Here is a 20,021-nt window from a genome sequence, read left to right as displayed (position 1 = left end):
GTCTCGTCCCCATCCCCTGGCCTGCCGTCGGGCGATCAGCACGAGGTTCGGCGTCGGACGCTCCCCTCGCCGTCGCAGCGGCGTCGCTGGACATGATCGATGTCCTCCGGTGTCCCTGCCTGTCGTCTGCCGTGTGGTCGCCGTCCACACGATATTTGAATCGTCCCGAACGACTGTTACCTGCTCGAACGGCACCTGAAGCAGAAAATGACGCCTCAGGTGGCCTCAGCGATCGCGGACGGCATCACCGCGTCGTAGGAGCCGGCCGAGGTGGTGTGGCATGGCGGCGAGCCGTTGGCGGTCGGGCTCGAGCGGTTCGTGGAGTTGCTGCAGCCCTTCGACTCCATGCGCTTGGCGGGCGCGTGCGGCACAAAGTCCAGACCGGCGGCGGCAGGTCGATCACCGGCACCTGGTGCGACGTGTTCGAGCAGTACGAGATCGGCGTGGGCGTGAGCATCGATGGACCTCGGGAACTCAACCACCACCGCGTCGACCGCGGTGGCCGGCCGATGTTCGACCGGACCGTGGCAGGCATCGAGACGCTGAACCGACGCGGCATCCCTTTCACCGTTCTGGCGGTCGTCAGCCAGGACGGCACCGGGCAGGCCGCGCAGGTTTTGGACTTCATGCGAGAGCTGGGCACCTCATGGGTCGGGTTCAACGTCGAAGCCAAGGAAGGCGCGAACGCCGACGGGCAGACTCCCCCGATCGAGCACGCTTCGAACACGGCACCTTCGCCGCGACCGAGACCGACCACTGCCGAAATGCGGTTCAAGCGCCTGTCCTGGCGCTTGCCGAACTACTCCAGGCGGAGGGAAGCGATGACGGTCTTGGAGCACATGGTGCGTATGGTGTCGAACGGCGACACTGAGTGGGCACAGTTGGTGGCCGTGAGCACCATGGCGAGCGCGAACGCCAGCGGCGTGGACTGGGGTCGCAAGGGCGGCAGTTGGGGCAAAGAAGGCGAGTTCCACAAGAAGTGAGCATGGACGCCCTGGAGGTCGAGAGGGCCGTCGAGCGACGACGGGTCTGGCTCGACAAGCAGCTCGACGTGGCAGAGACGACGCTGGACGTGAGCGTGGCCGGCGAGCCGGTGAACACCTTCGACATGCGCTCAGCCGGCGCAGTCGCCCGCGACCAGGACGGTGACGTCTGGCTGAGGGTCGTGGTGGAGGACGCCGACTACGAGCCCGTCTGCCGCTGGGACGGCAACGTCGCCGCCAACTCGATCCGTGGCGTCGCCAAACCTGCGGTTCTCCGGTGGCACGACTGGCAGAACAACGACGAATACCTGCGGGGCCGTCGTCTCCGGGGCGAGGTGATGACCCTCGCCCCAGGGACGACGGTCGCCCCCGGCGGCGTACTGCACGACGACCCCCAGCTGCCCGGCACCTGGTGGCAGGACCTGCGCCGGTCACTGACCGCGCTGGCGACGCACCCGCTGGAATGGCACAACGAACTGGGTGCGGTGGCCTCCACGATCCGCGGCGTCGAGCACCACTTCGGCATCGTGTTGTCCGAGGATGTTTTCAGGGATGTCAGCTGGACGACCGCACACGCGGACTTGCACTGGGCGAATCTGCGTCGGCCGCAGATGTACATCCTCGACTGGGAGAGCTGGCGTCCCATGTTCGCCGGGTACGACCTCGCCACGCTCTACTGCAACAGCCTTCTCCACCCGGCAACCGCCCGCCGGATCCGCGACATGCCCGAACTGCACACCCGCAGCGGCAACCTGGCTCTCCTGTCCGCGATCTGCCACTACCTCTGGATCGTGGGCGAGGGCAGCGACTGGGACCTGCTCGAACCACACCTCCGAACCGAAGCCGAGCCGATTCTGTCCAGCGTGACGCGCAGGAGTTAGGTGAAGTCGGCGCGTCGCGCCTAACCGTGTCCACCACGATGACCGCCAACACGCACGGATCTCCGACATGGCACCCAGATCAGGTGCCGCAGACCTGGTGAGCGGCGTTTGGCACCGCCGGTTGCCACCTCGCAGACCACCTCCAGGATGTGTCCGGCGCCGGCGGCAGCGTTGCCCCGAGGAACTGCGAGCGCTGTGCCTGCCGACAACTCCATCCATGCAGGTTGAAGCCGCGCGTAGTGTAAGGGATCGAAGAGCTCCTGGGTACGGCCGCAGATCCGCAGCGCCCTCGGGTGACGCGGCATGATGACCGGCCATGCTGCTCCGACTGGTTTGCGTGGGCATGACCAATGCGTTCGCGCTACTGCGACTGCTGCCCATGAGCGACCGGTACAAAGACACGGAGATCCTGGCGCTACGGCATCAGATCACCGTCCTGGAACGCCAACTGGGGCCAGACCCGGCCGCGGTTCTCTCCCGGAGATCGCGCGTTCCTCGCGGTGCTGCTGCACCGATGCCCGGTCGCCACGCTTCGTCGGCTCCGACTGCTGGTGCGCCCGGAAACAGTCCTGCGCTGGCACAGGGACCTGCTTGCCCGCCGCCACGCAGCCAGATCCCGTCCCAAGCGTCCCGGCCGACCACGAACCATCCGATCAATCCGACTCCTGGTGCTGCGCCTGACACGGGAGAACCCCACCTGGGGCTACCGCCGCATCCACGGCGAGCTGCTCGTGCTCGGCATCACGGTCGCCGCGTCCACGGTGTGGCAGATCCTCAAAGACGCCGGGATCGACCCTGCTCCCGAGCGCACCTCGACGACCTGGTCGGCCTTCCTCCGCTCGCAGGCCGACGCTCTACTGGCCTGCGACTTCTTCGAGACCCGCACGGTGAACGGCACCAGCCTGTACGTACTCGCGGTGATTGAGCACGCCAGCCGCCGGATCCGCGTCCTGGGCGCCACCGCGCACCCGACCGCCTCCTGGGTCACCCAAGCCGCCAGGAACCTCGTCATGGACCTCGAAGACGCGGGCAGCCCCGCACGCTTCCTGATCCGCGACCGCGACGGGAAGTACTCCGCCCTGTTCGACACCATCCTCGCCGACGCCGGCATCCAGATTGTCCTCAGCGGCGTCCGCATCCCGCGGATGAACGCGATCATGGAACGCTGGATCCGCAGCTGCCGTCGCGAACTCCTCGACCGCACCCTCATATGGAACCAACCACACCTACTCCACGCCCTGCGCGAACACGAGCAGTTCTACAACACCCACCGACCCCACCAAGGCATCAACAACGCACGACCACTACACGCCCTGCCACAACCCATCACCGACCAAGCAGCGGTCACCCACCTCGACATCCGCCAACGACAGCGACTGGGCGGCATCCTTAACGAGTACTACCACGCAGCCTGACCTGCACGGACGACGTTTTCGGCAGACACAACGTCGGGGGGCGACTCTTTACCTGGTCTCCTGGTCCGCGCCGTCGCTGATGATGCCACCACGTTCGATGAGCAGCTGAGCCAGTTCCGAACTCACCTGCGTGACCGTGTCGCCGGGCGACCCCACTTCGTCCGAGGGAACCACACATCGGCCAGCACGGTGTCACTGCTCCTTGCGTAAGTACCGCTCAGCACGGGTCTGAGCTGCCTGTCAGCTGTTGTCGCATTGCGACCTCAATCGCCGAGTAAGACACACGTTCCTGTTCGAGGCGAATGGCAGTGCCGAACGTGTCCTCGACAAGATCGGTATACAGCGCGGCCTCGTCCGGACGAAGCGACTCCAGATGGGTGTTGACCGGGGTGGATTCGTGCACCCACTGCTGCTCGTGCGCCAGAAGTGTTGCCCGGTCCATGAGCATCGAGCGAACGTGTCCGAACCTGGCCCGCAGCCGATCCAGGATGGCGAACCCGTGGGTATCGATGTCACCCCAATACACCAGTTTCCGCTCAGACAGCCAGGTCAGCGGCTCCAACCGAGACAGTGCGTATCCGCCTCCGAAAACCACAACGGATTCCTCGACCGGCGGGAACGCCAGGTACGTGACCTCGTTCTCCACCACGAATACGGTGGAAGCCGGGAGAGATTGCGTGGCAAGTTCGTCGACACGAACGGTCAGTTCACTGAACCCCCCGTAGCCGCCTAGCCAACGGAACCGCACATAACCGGGTTTTCTGCGGAAGCGATACCGGCTGGCGAACTCCGAGTACGGATGGGCGGAGTCGATCCGATGTGGTGGAAGCTGATGGTCCAGCAGGAGGCCGAGGATCTTGCGGTGGCCTTCGATGAACTTAGTGTCGACACCAGGAACGTCCACCTGGCGAACGTACATGTCGCTAGTTGCGTGGTCGTCGATCCAGAGCACGGTGGCGATCAGTTTGTCCCAGACGCGGCCGAAACTGAGTACCTCAAGGGGTTTTGCGATCATCCATCCGGCAGGTCCGGGCGCCAGTGCTTGTGTCGCATGCAGCAGTGTGGTGAAGCGCCGTACGTCCGCTGTGCGGCGCAGCAGCGACCAGAGCTGGTCGTAGGAGTCGATCCATACCCGGTCCGGCACCTCGTTCGTGCCGATGATCCTGCCGCCCACTGTCTTCGTCTCGACACGCTGCAAGCGCTGATCTACCTCGTGCCACTGGAAGATCCACTCCTGGGCTTCGCCGAAGCGGGTGGACAGGTCGTTGGCGGTGGGGCTGCGCAATGGGATGCCGAGCGGAACCCAATCCTCACCGGCGGCGAACATCCTCAGGAACTCGCCGGTTTCCCAACGGCGTTCCAGCCTCCTCACCACGTCGGTTGGTGTCGACCAGGTACGCGGCGACACCATCAGTCGCCTCGCGCGGGTGTGTCCTGCATTGCGTGCGCGAGCTGCCGCTGCTTGTACTCCCCGATCGTGAGGCTCTGCAAGCGCGAGTAGCTACCGGTCTTGTTGTCCACGAAACCCACCGCGGACACGTGCGGCTCAATCACGTGGATCTTCTGCAGCGGCGTGACAATCAGCAGCTGAAGCCCCAGCTGTGCGAACAGGTTCAGCGCGAACCGCGTAGACTCGTCGGACCCGCGGCCGAACGCTTCGTCGATCACGACGAAGCGGAAGGTCTTTGACCTCCCTCGGCCGTGGTCGAGCTTGAACTGGTACGCGAGCGATGCCGCCAGGATCGTGTAGGCGAGCTTCTCCTTCTGCCCTCCCGACTTCCCGCCAGAATCGGTGTAGTTTTCGTGCTCGGAGTCGTCGGAGTGCCAGCGTTCGGAAGCCGAGAACATGAACCAGTTGCGGACGTCCGTGACACGCCTCGTCCACGCGCGATCCGCCTCGGTCTGACCCTCGCGTCCCTTGAACCGTTCGATGATCTTCTTGACCTGCAGGAATTTGTGCTCGGAGTACTGATCCGACTCGTCACCGCCCAGCGTGCCGGTCGTGCAGTCTCGCAATTCGGTGCGGAAGTCTAGGATCTCGACATTGATTGTGGACTGCAGGTCCAGACGGATGTACCGCCCGGGGTTGTAGTCAATGCCGACCAGCGACTCGTTGATGGTCTCGACGCGTCGCTTGATCAAGTCAACCTGTTTGTTCAGCTGGGAGTTGAACCCGGCGATGTCGCGGATGGTATTGGTATTCAAGTAGGTTTTGAAATCCGTCTCGAACCTGGGCAGGTCGTCGTTGACGAGGCGGTCGTGGAACGCCCGGTACTCACCGGCCGCGAGCATCGAGTCATCGGCCTCCTCCATCTCCCGCGGGTACTTCCTGCGGAAGGTGCTCATCTTGGCGACCGCCTTGTTCCCGATAGCGGTCTGGCGGCCAGTTCGGTTCTCCACGAGGTTGGTGAGCTTCCCACTGACATCTGCCTGGCAACGATCACAATCCGTCGGCGTCGACAGGACCTGCGGGTGCAGATGTCCTTCGACAGCCTGGAAATGTACTTGTGCGTGCTGATACCCCGGCTCCGCCAGCTTTTCTTTCGCCGTGTCCAGGTCCTTCTGCGCGGCATCGCGGGCAGCGATGAGTTTGCCGATCCTGGTCGTGAGCGTCTCCTGGAAGTCCGCCGCTGTCCCGATCGTCGTCCCAACGAGTTCGAGCTCAGCCGTCACACGCTGCAGCTCGTCGGACGACTGCTCAAGACGCCGCTTCTCGTCGCTGAGCGCCGTAATGCCGTTGACCACCGACTGCCAGTCGATGTCCGCGTACGAGCCGAACTCCGTGAGCTTGGCGATTACGCCTTGCAGTTCGTTCGTCCTGCGGAAGTCTCCACTCAACCCCTGCCTCTTGCCGACGAGATCGTTTCGCTCGGCCTGCACCCTGCCGGCTTGGTCGAGCAGCGCGTCGATCTTCTGCTCGTTGCTCCAGCCCAGGACGTAGGTGCGTCTGTCGTCGATGCGCCGGGCGTCGTTCTTTTCGTGCCAGCCACGCGCACCCTTGATTTGGCCTTCACGGGTGACCGCCTTGGCCGCGCGCCGGAACTCGTCCATGGTGTCAACGCATTCGCAGTCGGCGCGGTGCCGCAGTTCCCGCTCCACCCATGCCGTGAACGGGGAGTCCTTGATCTCCAACATGGTGGCGAGTGTGCGACCGCTGGTCGCGGTGTCGGCATCGCTGCCGAACCGATCAGGTACTAGACGATCGGGCACCCGGTAGTAGACCAGTCTCGTGCCCAGGTAGTGGCCGTTGATCCAGGTCGACGCCGCGGTGTAGTGCTCGCTGGACACGAGCAGCGACAGGCCGAAGCTGTGCAGCAGCCGTTCGGCGGCTCCCTCCCATTCGGCGCAGTCCGGCCGGACCTGGATGAGCTCACCAGCGAACGGCAGGTCCTCCTCGTCCAGTCCCAGCTCGTCGCACAGCTGGGCGCGCAAGTCCAGGCTTCGCTTTGGGATGTTGGTGCGCCGGTTCCGCAGACTGACCAGCTCCTCGTTGAGCTCCTTGCCCTCGATCTCCAGTGCGTTGAACCGGACGCCGATCTCGGTGAGCTTGTTCTGTAGATCGGCCTGCGTCCCGTCGAGATCGCTCGCCACAGCAGTGATGTCGCGATGCCGGATCGAGAACTGTTCGGCGTTCTCCACCGGCCGAAGCCCCGCCTCGCCCAGGAGTTGATGGAAGCGCTGAGACCTTTCCTGGCGCCTGTCCCGCTCGGCGGCGTCGGTCTTGAGCTGCTTCTCGATCTCGGACAGCCTCCCGCCTCCGAACCCCGCCCGCGCCACGCTCAGCTCGGTTTCCCTGCCACGCATCCGGTCCAGCTCCGCCTTGGTCTGACGAAGCTCGTCCACGCGGGTGCGAATGTCCGTAGTCAGCGTGACGATCTGCTCTTGAAGCAGACGGGACCTACGGTCCGCGAAGTAGTGCGGCAGTGCGTCACGCTGCTCCCTGAGCGACTTGATCTCGATCGCGAGCTGGTCGTACACGTCGTACTCGGCCAGCAGCGGGCGAAGCTCGGCCAGCTGCTCACGAGCCTTGCGCACCGCGGCGTGGGCCTTCGCCAGGTCCTCGAAGTGTTCGACCAGTCTCTTGGTCCAGTCGCTTGCGTCGAAGGGCTCCAGCATGTGGTTGCGGACGAACTCGTTAAGATTGCCAACGGATTTCATCGAAACGGTCTGGTGGAACAACTCCATCGCCTGCTCTGATGGGATGTCCAGCCGTCGTCTGAAATCCTTGCTGTACTGGGGGAAGTGATCGTGCAGGCCGACACCGCCCTTGCGGAGCCGCCGCTTGAGCGTGGCGATGTCGCCGCCAAAGTCCGAAAATTCACCGGCGATCGTCAGGTCTCGCTCAGCGGTCACGAAGAAGCGGTCTGGCTGGCCCTCGGCGGCGCTGCCGAACCAGAAGACTTGTGCGAGCGTGACCCTGGAGTCATAGCCGAGGTTGGCGAACACACCCAAGATGACCGAGAACGAACGCCGGTCACGCAAACCAACCGGCTTGGACGAACCGGTCGCCTCGCTTCGCTCCGACTTATGATAGCCGAGAACGTACGACCGCAGGCTGCGTTCCTTGGCCTCGGCACCCGCCGCCTTGTTGTACGAGATGCGATGTGCCGGCAGCAAGAGGGTCGTGATCGCGTCGACCATCGTCGACTTTCCCGAACCGATATCGCCGGTCAGCAGGGCGTTCTCACCGCGCACCCCGAATGCCCACACCCGCTGGTCGAACGTGCCCCAGTTGTATACCTCGAGACGCTCCAGCCGATGGCCGGCCAACTCGGCGGGCACCTCACTCATCGATCCTCCTGGGCATCAACGGGAACTAGCTGACGCGCGTACTCGGCAAGGCGCTGGTCGAACTCCGACAGCCACTGCCCATCGACGAACGCCTTCAAGATCCGGCGGACTTCGAACGTCGCGTCCTGCCCCTTGATCCTCCGGAGAAACCCGAGCTCGACGACCTTGTTGATCTGAATGTCGATCTGGTCGACCAGCCTGGCCTCGTTGTTGCTCGCTGGCATGAACAGCCGCACCATTTCCACGATCTGATCATGGGTGAGGATCAGTCTCGTGTCACTGTCGCCTGCGTCGAACTCGGCGAGCTTCTTCCGCAACAACGCCAGCAACAAACTGACCGGGAACGACAGCGAACGCCGCGGAATCAGTCGGGGCACAGCGGCGTCCTCGTCGTCCACGTCGGGCTTCGACCGCAGAAACGCGTATCCCTCCGCCTCGTCGATGACCACCGTGAGCCCCATGACGCCGACGTAGTCACGTGCCTGCGCCTGCAGTGGCAACAGGTGCCGCCACACCTTCTCGTGTATGTCGCGGTAGACCACACCCTTCACCAGGTGCGTCACGACCAACGACAGATCAACATCATCCCCGGCGGATGTCATGGCTCCCCACCTCGCTGAGCATCTGCGTGAACGTGACCCGCGGAACCGTGGCCACCCGGTCAGTTCCGTCGAGATCACGCCAGCGCACCCGTTCCCTCACCTGCTCGTCGAACACCACGCGGAACGCCGGATCGTTCAGCGACAGGTACGTCACCAACTCGGCCAGACCCTGCTCCAGCGGTTGCTCGTCGAGCAGTTCCGCAAGGCCGATCTGCCCCCGCGTTCGCAACATCCGGTGGACTCTCTCGCTCAAGCGTTCCGGGTCGACGTAGATCTGCTCGAACAACAAGGACGAATCAATGTCTTCCTCGGCGGCGGCGATGCCGGCGCTGTGCAACGCAACCTTCTCCGGCGGCGTGTACAACGGGCGTTCCATCGGCAACGCAACTACCGGAGCGGTTCCCTCGATCTGGGACACAACATCTACATCGCGGCGCTCACGCAACTTCAACGCGCTCGACTCGATACCACGCAGAATGTCCATCACCCTTCGGTTCTCCAACCAGACCTGGTCATCGAGGAACCGGCGCAACTGCTCGGACAGCAGCCGGACCGTCGCCTGCGTACGTTCCGCCGCATCCATCCAGTCGTAATGGATATGCCGCATCCTCGGGTCGGCCTCCCCGACGGCATCGAGTGCCTGCACACGTTCGAGCAGCTCACTCAGCTCCGTCTGCTTGTCATAGGAGAGCAGGAAGTCGTAGAACGCCTGGAAACTTTTGCCCTGATCGGAGTCTGCGATGCTGCTGCGGCTGCCCAACACCTCATCGAGCAGGGCACCTTTGGCTCCGTCCCAGGAAGCGATCCGTTCCCGCAGGTCCCGGTCCAGCGCCCGGAAGTTGGCCTCGACCTCACGGAAGTCGGCGAGCAACTCACGCGCGATCGCCGCGAACTGCTGGTAGCGGTCTTTCTGCGCCGGCGAGTCGAGCAACTCGAAGTCACCCCGCTCGACCTGGGCGATCTCGACATCGATCTCGTGCCGGCGCCTGTGCAGTTCAGCCAGCCTGACCTCGGGGTCGGTCTCCGCGCCGAACACCATCTGCCGCAGCAGCTCGAACACCGTGTTCAACCGCGATTCGGCACCGACGAACGACCGTGCGCGGAGCGCGTTGGCCCACGCCAAGGCCTTCTCGACCGCCGATGTCGCGTCGTAGTGCGCCTCCTCGGCACCAACCGGGTAGTACTTGCGCAACCACCCCTTGTCCGGGGCCGTCCAGTCGTCCAGATACGCCCAGGCCGACTTCGGGAACCTGTGATCGAGCCGCTCGTTCAGCGCGCGAAGCTCGTCATCGAGCCTGCCTGCCAACTCACCTCGCGAGATGGACCGAACGTTGTCCTCGACGAACACCTTGCCCAGAAAGCTGAGGATGAACGGCGCATTGTCCGCGAGCAGTAGTTTCCAGGCAGGGCTGTTCTTACGCAGCGATTCGAGATCCTCGAACTTCACGACACCTGCCCCTTCGCCCTGTCACGGCGTCAGCCTCCTTGAGGGTAAGGGCAAACACCGACAGAACCGCGATCCCTCGATCACACATGTCGGCCTCGAAACCGAGATCGTTACACTCCGTAGCTCCATATTCTGATCAAGCAACCGCGCCTAGACGGTCGGCCGACCAGGGCGCGCGACCAGGGTGAGGACGACCGATCGTGGGACATGTTCGCGAGGAGCCAGCACAGCGTGACGGTCGTGGTGGTGCCAGACATCGCCGTGTGCGTGATCGTCCGACCATCGAAGCTGAAGGCGACGCTGACGGGTGTCGCCCGCGTGGCCGGTCAGCGTCGCTGATCTTGCGAGTCTCGGCCTAATTAACCCTCCCCTTACACATGATTGCCATTAGCTACAAAATCAACTGAGCCCGATCCGGTAGGGGTTCAATCCATCAGCCATCAGGTTCGCCGCTCGCCAATGGCAGATAGCACCGATGGTCGGCGTAACGTAGATCAGAATAAGCGCAATCCTACGGGATTTCAAACACGGCCCAATAGGCCTTAATTGCTCGGTATCCAATCATCGGACGACCGTGAAGTAACGTGGCACTGAGCCTGCTAGGTGCCCGATTCCCAGGCATGGTCTTTCATGCGATGTAAGTACTGAGCCTTTTCTATCCTCATGATCGGGTGCGTTGTTCGAGGGTGAGGATGGCGCGGGCGTAGGCGGTGACTCGTTCCGGACTGGCGCGAACCTGGCTGAGGACCTGCCAGCTCTTCACCGTGGCGATGCCGCGTTCAACGCGGCAGCGCACGGCGGAGTGGGCGCGGTTGGCGGCCCGCCGGCCGGGGGTGAACTCGTTTTTGTAGCGGCGGTAGGGCACGTGGACGCCCTCGCCGGCGCCGATGTAGCCGCGGTCGGCGATCAGCTGCAGCCCGGCCTGACGGCAGGCGTCGAAGACGCCGTGGACGCGGGCGGCGGTGAGGTCGTAGACCGAACCCGGCAACCCATCGGAGACCCAGGCCAGCCGCCCGTAAGGGTCGGTGAGCACCTGCACGGTAATCCCATGGTGGCGGACTTTCACGCTGTAGTAGGCCGTGCGGCGGTCGCGGTCACCGACGCGGTCGATGCCGATGACGGTGCCGTCGAGCAGCGCGTAATTGGAAAACGAGCCCGCCAGCTTGGCAACGGCTTCGGTGAGGGTGGGCGCTTGTGCGGCGAGCAGGTCGGTGGTCTCGCGGAGGTAGCGGTAGGCGGTGGCCAGGCCGATGCCGAACCCGCTGGCCAGGCGCTGGTAGGTGTCGCCGTTGCGCAGGTGCGCCAGCACCAGCAGGGCCTGGCGGTTGCTGGACAGGCGCCGCCACCGCGATCCGATGCTCACCCGGTGACGGCGGATCAGGCGTGCGACGTAGTCCAGGGTCTGCGTGGACAACGTGATCGTGGACAGATAGAACAGCATGCGAAGCTCCTGGTCGGCATCGGTGGATCTTGGTCGTGATGCCAGTGCTATCAGGAGCTTCGCCATGTTCAAGGCCGTGGGCTACACCGATCCGATCCTGTGACCAGCAAGATCAGGATGGAAAAGGCCCACTACACCGGCACGCCAAGGACTGGACACAGGCGCGTCCCACACAACAAAGCCCGTCAATGACACTGCGCTATGGCGACGCCTTCGAGACTCACACGATCAAACACGGCACCACACCACCATTCGTTGTCAGGTCAAGACCTCAACCCGGAGGCCAGCTCATCCTCCAACAGCTCGTCGCGCTCCTCCGCCGATAGCCACCTGGCGCTGCTGCCCCTTGGCGACTTCTCCACCATGAGGATGTTGTCGAAATTGTCCGCCACGTCACGCATATGACTGATCACCGCCACCAACCGGCCATCACCCGCGTTGCGGTGCAACTCTCCCAGCGCCTGATGGAGCGCGTTCGTGTCGAGAGTCCCGAACCCCTCGTCCAGGAACAGCGCTTCGACACGACCGGCGCCCCGCGAGGTGACCTCCACGAGCGCCAGCGCGAGCGCGAGGCTGGCCAGGAACGTCTCGCCGCCGGAAAGCGTCTTGACGTCGCGGACCTGCCCGGTGGCCGTGTCGACGATCCTGAATTTCGCGGCGAAGCCGAACCGCCCGTCCGTCATTGACTCGAAGATTTGGCTGGCCGTGCCGAGCAAGGTTCCTTGCCGACGCTGCATGACGCTGTCGACGAACTTCCCGTCCGCGAGCAGCTTCACGAGCTCCTGGAGTCCCTCCAACACTGGACGCGCCGCGGCGAGCCGGGCGTCAAGCTCCTGGCAGACGGGAAGAGCCCGTTCCGCCTCCCGGCGCTCGCGTCTGGCGGTCTCGACCTCGACGTTCGTGCTGCGGACGAGCGTCTCGAGGTGACCCTCGTCAGATGCCTCGACACCTGCGTACGCGAACGCGATCTGTTGTCGCAGTTCCGCGACCTCGGTCTGGCAGGCGTCCGCCTGCTGAAGGCACGCTTCGTGAGCGGATGCGACCGCCACGACCGTGTCACTGGCCCACGCCGAGTCGTCCGCGAGAGTGGGTTCCGTGCCTCGTCCGGGAATCCCCTCGCGATTCAGCGCGGCAAGCACCACCGAGGCGCGCTCCACGAGCACGCTCAGCTCCTCGACCAGCGCCGCTCTCGGTTTCTCGATCTGCTCGTTACGCCGCTGGCGAAGTTTCTCCGCCTTCTTTCGCGATGCCCCGGCGGCGGTCTCCGCTTGCTCCTGCCGGTCACGGAGGTGGCCAAGTGCGATCTCCTGAGCCTGAGCCCTCTCGGCAGCAGCCTGGATGGCCGCTGGGGTGATCTCCGCCTCACGGTAGAACGGAAGCTTCCGGAGGCTGTCCTCGATCGTCTTCCACCTCGAATTTAGACTGTGGACGGCGTTCCTCTCGTTCTGTGCCCGTTGCCTGATCAAGGGCTTGGCCGCGTCGATGCCTCCGCGGAGATCGTCGTGTTCCTTGCGCACCTCGCTCAACCCGGTCGCCGTAGTCTCGGCGACCGTGCAGGCGGCACTCGCTGCAGCAATGACGGCGGCGAGCAGGACGTCGTCGGCGACCTTTAGGTCCACCGCCCCCAGACGGGCCCTTGCTTCGCCGAGAGCATCCTCACGCGCGACAGCAGCGAGTCGAGCTGCCTCGACCTCTCGTTCGAGCTCGCCCTCCGCCTTGTGCAACAACTCTTGTGCTTTTTGCACCGCCTTGTCCGTGGTAACGCGCGCCTTCTTCGCGTCGTCCACGGCTTTCTCTGCGGCGGAGATGTCGGCCCCCATCGGCGGCTGGTAGTTCTCGGGCAGGCTGCGGGCGCACACCGGGCAATCGTCACCGGCGCTGACCCCAGCAGCCGCATGGGCGACCGCGTCAGCCTGGTAGGCCGCGCGCAGGAAGTCCTGGGCGGCTTCCAGAGTCGCGGTTGCTCCCTGATGTTCTTCGCCGCGCGCAAGGGCTCGGTCTGCCAGCTGCTTGACCTTCTCGCGCTTGGTCTTCACACCTCCGTCCGCAGTGTCGGCGAGCTTCGCGAAGGTTCGCGCCTTATCGAGCAGCAACCGGCACTCGGTGACATCGGCCGTCGCGATGCTCGACTCGTCAGCCGCAAGCTCGGCCGCCTTCCGCGCCGTCTCTGTCTTCGCCGCGAGCACTGGGAGTAGTCGCTCGCTCGACTCCAGCTCGGCGAGCGACTCCGCGATGGCTGCGCTTTCGGCTGCGAGGCGTATCCGTTCCTCGTGCCAGGCCGGAACCTGCTCGGCCGTTGTGGCGAGAACGGTCAAGGCGGAAGCCGTCGAGGCCACGCCGATCCCGCGTTCCTCAGCGTCTTCCAGCTCGTCCTTCAGCTGTCGTACCTCGGCCTCGTACTGGTCGAGCTCCTGCCGCAGTGCGACCTCGTCCTCGGCGAAGCGCGTGTCCGCGATGATCAGGCCCGCGAAGCCCTCCTGCAGACCGGCACGGAATTTGTCCCCTAACCGCTTTCCGATGCGACGAAGTTCCTCCTCCCGGCGACCCGCTTTCTCTGCCCGCACACGTGCTTCGCCGATACGCTCCTGAACGCCTTCGAGCCGTTCGAGCGCCTCGGAGAACTGGGTGAGACGACGTGATGCGTCAGCGATGCCGGCTACGGGGTCGACGGGAAGCTCTCGACGCCGGAGCTCGGTCTCATGCAGAGGACGTGTGAGCCGTTCGATCATCGCCTTGGCGCGCTTGCGCATCTCCGAGAGCGAGTCGAGGTCCAGAACGCTCTTCAGCAGGGCGTTGCGCTCCGAGTCGCTGCTCTGCAGGAGTTCCTGGAACTTGCCCTGTGGCAGCATCACCGCCCGGAGGAAGGTCTTGGAGTCGAGACCGATCAGAGCGGTGATCCGCTCGGTGACTTTCCTCGACCCGTCGACCTCCTCCCCCGTGTCGAGGCACTCGAGGTGGTGGGGCGGCGTCACACCGCGGGAAGCAGCTGTACGAGTGACCTTCCACGTCTCGTTCTTGACGCGAAACGTGAACTCGACGCGCATCAGGCCGTCACCGCTGGACGCGATCAGAGGGCCACCACCGCCGCCCTGAACGGGCCAGGTGCACACGCCGTAGAGAGCGAAGCAGATGGCTTCCAGCAGCGAGGACTTGCCTGCGCCGGTGTCGCCGATGATCGCCATCATGTCGATTCCGGTGAAGTCGATCACCTGCTCCCCGCGGTACGAGCGCAGCCCGAACACCTTCAGCTCGACGGGCCTCATGCGATGTCCTCCTCGTCCACTTCTGCGGTCATGGGCTTGGCGAGCAACTCCTCGATCTGAGCCACCGCGGGAATCGTTGTGTCGTCCGTCTCGCCCAGCTCCAAGAGCGCAGCGAACAACGGCGGCATGTTCTCCGCGGCGGTCCCGGACGTTCCGTTCTCCTCCAGGTACTCGACGAAGAGGTTCTGAAGGGACGGTTCAGCGCCGGGTTCCCGTTCCTTTTCCACCACCTGCAACCGGCGGTCTTCTGGGTTCTCGGCGATGTCCAGGATCGTGGCGCTCGGGAGGAGCGCGTACACCTTCTCGGACAATGTCGGGTCCGGCGTCGGCGTCATCACCTCCAGGCGGCACAACTGGTCCGTGATCGTCGGTGCCACTGCCCGAAGCTCGTCCATCGTGCCCTTGAAGCGCCACAGACGGCGTCCGGCGGTCAACGGAACGAGCCGGATCTCCGCCTCCGCCCCAGGCACCAGGTTGACGATCACGACGCTCTTTTGTTCGCCCAGCTCGCCGAAGTCCAGCTGGAGCGAGGATCCTGCGTACCGGCCGACCACTCCGGCACCGGGAAGCCTCTGGGGTTTGTGGATGTCGCCGAACGCCGCGTACCCAACCTTCGGGATGTCACCGGCCTCGGTCGCGTAGCGGTCACGCACGTGAGAAGACGCCGAGTGGCGGGCGAGATCCGCCCCGCTGAGGTACTGGTGGCCCGCGAACGCGGTGACGTGGCGCTGCGGATCCAGGTCGCGGAACAACTCTTCCGCAAGCGCTTGCTGCATCGCGCTGACCCGTTCCGCGTACCGCTTTCTCAGGTCGTTCGCGTCCTCGTAGGCGTGCATGATCCTGTTGGGGTGCACGTACGGCAGCACCGCAAGCCTCAACTCGACTCCGTCGGCACCGACGAAGTTCAGGATGCCGCCGTCGGCCGCCGCGACCGGCCGGTCGACGAAACGGATGCGGCTGTCCGGGCCAAGCCAGCTCGCGATGAAGCGGAACAGGTCGGGCGAGTCGTGGTTGCCGCAGATCACCACCACAGGGGCGGTCTGCGCGAGCTCGCGCAGTACCTCGCTCGCCTTCACCATGTCCTTGTAGGACGGTCGTGGATGATCGAACAGATCACCGGAGTGGATGATGACGTCCGGTGCTTCATTCCTCGCGATGGCGACAATCTCGGCGAGAACCGCGACGTGATCGGCGAACCGCGGCTCCTTGTCGGTGATCCGGCCAAGGTGCCAGTCGGAGGTGTGGAGGATTCTCATCGTCTCTCTCAGGCCGCCGGATTTCGGTGGCGTCGCAGGTGTTCGAGCATGGAGTGGTTGGCGGCCCAGCCGTCGGGGAACTTCGCCGGCACGTCGATGTGCATGGGCTCGCTCGTGGGGTGCGCGTCGAGGAGTTCCTGGATTCCGGCCCTGGCGACGACGATGCAGGCGTGGCGGTGGCGCGAGGTCAGCACACAGAGCCGGCCGGACTCAAGGTGGAATGCCGTGGCGTCCCTCCGTCCGGACAGCGGATGCAGCACGATGACGACGTCGAACTCGGCGCCCTGCAATCGGTTCGCCGTGTCGACCGTGATGTCGGCGCCGCCGCGGGTGGTGAGCTCGCGCTCGATCGCGGCGACCTGGTCTCGGTGTGCGGCGCCGATCGCGATGCGGTTCGCGGTCACCGGCTGCTCGACGTGATCGGGCGCCGAGGTCACGACGGTGCCGCGTTCGAGCAGCCTCAGCGCAATCGTCACGATCGCCTCGACTGCCTCCGCGTCGGTGCGCATGGTGTGCTGACGTGGAAGTTCGTGCAATGCCCAGCCGGTCGTCGCGGCCATCTCGAGCGTGTCGTCGACCGCACCGCGACGGAGCGGGCGGGTGGTGAAACCCATCTGACGTTGTCCAGGTCCGGTTCCGGCGTTGAACGGCGTGAACGGGTAGAACGCCGTCGACACGACCGGCGCCGCCTCCGCCGACAATCTCCAGGACACCGGGAGCTGGTGGACGGGCAACTCCGGGTTGCTGCGCTGCATCGCCGCCACCGCGCTCTGCATCGGATCCCACGGCAGGCCTGCCCAGCGGTCGAGCTCCATGGTGGAGAAGGGGTCCAGCTGCCCGGGATCGCCGACGAAGAGAGCCTCGTCGAACAGCCTCGCGACCTGGAGAAGGGCGTCCGACCTCATCTGGTAGGCCTCGTCGATGATCGCCCTCTGCCAACTGACGTCTCTGACGTAGGACCACTTCTTCGCCGTGGCGATGGTGATCTGGGGCCGTCCCAGCTCGTCGAGCTTGCGGCTGTGGGCCACATTGGGATGTGCGATCCGGCGGTCTGGCACGTAGTCGGTGCCGTCCAATCGGCCGATCGTCACGCCGGGCGCGTGTCGGGCCATCCGGTCGATCAGGTCGTCGACCTGCGCGTTGGTCTGAGCGACTACCATCACGGTCTCACCGTCGGCCGCCATTTCGGTGCTCGCGCGGACGACCAGGGTCGACTTTCCCGCGCCGGGAGGTGAGTCGACCACGACTCCTCGATGATCGGTCTCGAGGAAATCGTGCAATGCGTCGGCCACGACTCGGTCCGCCGCGGCGGAAGGGTCCACTGTGGTCACGACCAGTCCTCCTTCACGTCCTCGTTCGTCACCCGCACCGGCACCGGCGGCCCGCCATGGGTCCACGGCGTCTCCTCAAGGCTCGGGAAGTCCCCATCTCGCTTGAACTCGTCGCTCAACGCGCTGTAACAGACTTCCTCGCCCTCCGCCGGCAGACTTCGGGGAGGAGGTGGTTCCTTCGTCTTGTTCCCCATCCCACCCGCGAGCTCCAAAGAGATGATCAGGGCGCCGGCGTCCTGCTCCACCTCCAGGATCTCGGCCTTCTGACGTTCCCGGCGTGGGTCGAGGAGCGTTCCGGAGATGAGCGACACGGGGTCGTCGGTCCGCACCTTGATCAGCGGTCGTCGCGCCTTCCCCGCGAAGCGGTCCACCTCGACCTCGACGACGGTGCCGACGAAGGCGTTGCCGGCCAGGCGGTGCTCGGCCATGACCAGTGGGTCGTCGAACGCCCGCTGCGCCTCGTAATTGGCCTGCGTCCGTTCAAGCCGACTCAGCCTCCTGGCCGCGGCCACCGCGCCGTCACGCTTCGGCTGAGGAGGACTGCCGTCGTTGAGACGGGCGTAGAAGGTCTGGTTCGACCGGACATCACGAACCCATCTCTTGACCACCCGCTGGCCCGGTGGCAGCTGCCTCATCAGGTCGATCGCCTGCCAGACGAGGTCCCACGTCGGTGCGAGCTGTCCTCGCAACGCGGACTCGAGCCGTTCCTTGGCGGTGCGGAGCGCGACCGGGGTGCTCGCGGCGTCGTAGGCCGCCATCGCCGGTGCCAGCACCTCTCGGTCGAAGGTCGGGTCGGTCGCGGGCCCCGCAGGCGGATGGGTCACCGGGTCCTCGGCCGCGAGCGCGGCCGCCCGGCCGTTCATGCCATCCGGCGGCAGCAGCCACGCCATCAGGGCGGGGAGGTGCGCGTCCTCCACCGCGCTCTGCCCGGTGGCCCAGTGCTGAGTCAGCACCGTCGTCGCCTCCAGCAGCATCGACTGGCCTGAGTACTCCGCCTCGTGGACGAACTGCGTGAGCCACCGGCCGAGCCGCGGCACCGTCTCCTCGACGGGATACGGGCCGTCCACCGAGCGGTACCGGGTCGAACGGCCGAACAGCTTCAGGAACGCGGTCGACCTCGGGTTGGGCACCCACAGCTGTGGTCCGTTCACCGGCCTGGTGGACTCGTGTACCCGTTCTTGGACGACCGACGGAAACCTCGCGATGTAGCCCTGGAACAGCTGCCCCATGCGGTGTGCAAACTCGAATCGCTGGTCGCGGTCACGCGGCTGGTGGACGACGAGCAGTCGAGGGCGCTCACGCTCGTCGCCGACCAGTGCGGCCAGTGGTGCGTTCGCCTCACCGGCGAGCGCGAACGGCACGCATACGAAGGGCCGGTCGGCGACGTGGACGTGCCGCACCGTGGTGATGGGCTGTGCACAACCGGATTCCACCGCGTGCGCCCGCGCCAAGGCGGTCAATGTGGTCATGCGGTCTCTCCCAGGCATTGGCTGCGGAGGCGGTGAGCGGCACGGAGCATGCGCGCGGCCTCTTCCTCGTGGACGGACGGCGTCCGCGTGCCCGCGGCCAACGACAGCACTTCGGAGACGAACTCGATCCCGCCGAGCTGTTCCTGGACGGACCGGCCCAGCGCCTCAGTCCGCCCCTGGGACTCCTCACGGCACCGCAACGACATCTCGCACGCCGAGAGGCACTCGGGTGCGTAACGGGGCTCGAGGTGCTTCAGCGCCTCGTCCAGCTCGCCGACCGGACGCGTCGGCGCGCCCGTGCTGTCGGGCCGCAGTTCCAGCGTCAGTCCTGGCGGGAGCACTCCCAGGATCGAGTCGAGATCCTCCAGGCGGTCGAGCTGGCGCCGGAGAGTGGTGAGCTGCTTGCGCACGTCGATCAGGGCTGCGGTCGGGGTGTTCGAAAAGTCCTTCGGGCACACCAGGACCACATCATGCGAGACGATCTCCGGGTCGCGACCGAGGCTGGCGACGAAGTCGCGCATCGCCATGACGTAGACCGCCGACTGGATCGCCGCAGCCGCCACCTTCCCGGGTTCCGCGCACCGGTCGATCACCGGGAACGACTTGATCTCCACGACGTGGAAGCGGCCCGCGATCTGAAACGCGATGAGGTCGGGCTCGAGGTACACGGCCCGGCCACCGATGTCCAAGCGCAACAAAGGGTGGGCGAACAACGTGCCGGAGTCCTCAGCGGACCGCGCGGCGTCGCGCAGCAGCTGGACCGAACGGCGGTGACGGGTGTCGAGCGACTCACGCCCGGCGACGTTGTCCAGGGCGTGGTAGGCGACCTCGGGCAATGACAGGCCGAGCATCTCCCGCAGAAGCCGGATCAGCTCTGCGGCGCCATTGGCCTTAACGATGGACTCGAACACGTTGCCGCGAGCGAGCGCGAACGGGGAATCGCCGAAAGGTGCGGGGGCACCGAGGTGCTCGGCGAGGGCTTTCTTGTCGACGCCCGCGGCGTCGAGGACTCGCCTGCGCGCACAGCCGGGGTTGCTGGTCAGCGCTGCGATCGTCCTGGCGTTGTGCTTCGTCGGCTCGGCCGGCCCCCGAATGCCGTCCAAGCGCGAGTTCGGTTCAGTCACCGTGCTTCTTTCTCGGGG

The 20,021-nt window shown here is 65.3% G+C and carries 13 protein-coding genes; 3 read left to right on the top strand and 10 right to left on the bottom strand.

The features are described from left to right. Positions 1-362: 362 nt before the first annotated feature. The 3 genes from amcA (at position 363) to ACZ7CH_RS24390 (ending at position 3,279) form a co-directional block, all read left to right on the top strand. On the top strand, positions 363-983 hold the full coding sequence (amcA, locus tag ACZ7CH_RS24400; RefSeq protein WP_470374958.1) for a multiple cyclophane-containing RiPP AmcA: 621 nt from the start codon (positions 363-365) through the stop codon (positions 981-983). Between the two features lie 2 nt (positions 984-985). Further along, positions 986-1,864: a hypothetical protein gene (locus tag ACZ7CH_RS24395; protein ID WP_470374957.1), complete on the top strand. Its 879-nt coding sequence runs from the start codon at positions 986-988 to the stop codon at positions 1,862-1,864. A gap of 668 nt (positions 1,865-2,532) precedes the next feature. Further along, positions 2,533-3,279 carry an integrase core domain-containing protein gene (locus ACZ7CH_RS24390; RefSeq protein ID WP_470374956.1) on the top strand — a complete coding sequence of 249 codons (747 nt, stop codon included), beginning with the start codon at positions 2,533-2,535 and terminating at the stop codon, positions 3,277-3,279. A gap of 217 nt (positions 3,280-3,496) precedes the next feature. On the opposite strand, the gene ACZ7CH_RS24385 is transcribed toward ACZ7CH_RS24390, so the two are convergent. The 10 genes from ACZ7CH_RS24385 to ACZ7CH_RS24340 all read right to left on the bottom strand — a co-directional run bounded on the left by ACZ7CH_RS24385 (position 3,497) and on the right by ACZ7CH_RS24340 (position 20,003). Further along, a complete protein-coding gene (locus ACZ7CH_RS24385; protein WP_470374955.1) occupies positions 3,497-4,651 on the bottom strand; it encodes a Wadjet anti-phage system protein JetD domain-containing protein in 1,155 nt (384 codons plus the stop codon). A 38-nt stretch (positions 4,652-4,689) separates the two neighbouring features. Further along, positions 4,690-8,070, bottom strand: coding sequence for an ATP-binding protein (locus tag ACZ7CH_RS24380; protein WP_470374954.1), 3,381 nt, complete (start codon positions 8,068-8,070; stop codon positions 4,690-4,692). Continuing rightward, complete coding sequence (locus ACZ7CH_RS24375) at positions 8,067-8,672, bottom strand: DUF4194 domain-containing protein (RefSeq protein WP_470374953.1); 606 nt, start codon at positions 8,670-8,672, stop codon at positions 8,067-8,069. Before ACZ7CH_RS24375 ends, ACZ7CH_RS24380 begins: the two co-directional genes overlap by 4 nt. Then, positions 8,653-10,119, bottom strand: coding sequence for a DUF3375 domain-containing protein (locus tag ACZ7CH_RS24370; protein WP_470374952.1), 1,467 nt, complete (start codon positions 10,117-10,119; stop codon positions 8,653-8,655). The genes ACZ7CH_RS24375 and ACZ7CH_RS24370 overlap by 20 nt, the downstream gene beginning before the upstream one ends. Positions 10,120-10,780: 661 nt before the next feature. After that, positions 10,781-11,560 (bottom strand): transposase family protein, encoded by a 780-nt coding sequence (locus ACZ7CH_RS24365; protein WP_470374951.1) that lies wholly within the window; start codon positions 11,558-11,560, stop codon positions 10,781-10,783. Between the two features lie 263 nt (positions 11,561-11,823). Next, positions 11,824-14,823: an AAA family ATPase gene (locus ACZ7CH_RS24360; RefSeq protein ID WP_470374950.1), complete on the bottom strand. Its 3,000-nt coding sequence runs from the start codon at positions 14,821-14,823 to the stop codon at positions 11,824-11,826. Further along, the gene (locus tag ACZ7CH_RS24355) at positions 14,820-16,079 is read right to left on the bottom strand and encodes a metallophosphoesterase family protein (protein WP_470374949.1); all 1,260 of its coding nucleotides are present in this window, start codon (positions 16,077-16,079) and stop codon (positions 14,820-14,822) included. Before ACZ7CH_RS24355 ends, ACZ7CH_RS24360 begins: the two co-directional genes overlap by 4 nt. 8 nt (positions 16,080-16,087) lie before the next feature. Next, entirely contained in the window at positions 16,088-17,410 is a 1,323-nt protein-coding gene (locus ACZ7CH_RS24350; RefSeq protein WP_470374948.1) for an AAA domain-containing protein, read from the bottom strand. Continuing rightward, entirely contained in the window at positions 17,407-18,879 is a 1,473-nt protein-coding gene (locus tag ACZ7CH_RS24345; protein ID WP_470374947.1) for a hypothetical protein, read from the bottom strand. The genes ACZ7CH_RS24350 and ACZ7CH_RS24345 overlap by 4 nt, the downstream gene beginning before the upstream one ends. After that, positions 18,876-20,003 (bottom strand): hypothetical protein, encoded by a 1,128-nt coding sequence (locus ACZ7CH_RS24340; protein WP_470374946.1) that lies wholly within the window; start codon positions 20,001-20,003, stop codon positions 18,876-18,878. The genes ACZ7CH_RS24345 and ACZ7CH_RS24340 overlap by 4 nt, the downstream gene beginning before the upstream one ends. Positions 20,004-20,021: the final 18 nt, after the last annotated feature.

This window comes from Lentzea sp. NPDC037011 (genome assembly GCF_055607425.1).
This window is presented reverse-complemented; position numbering and strand designations above follow the sequence as displayed.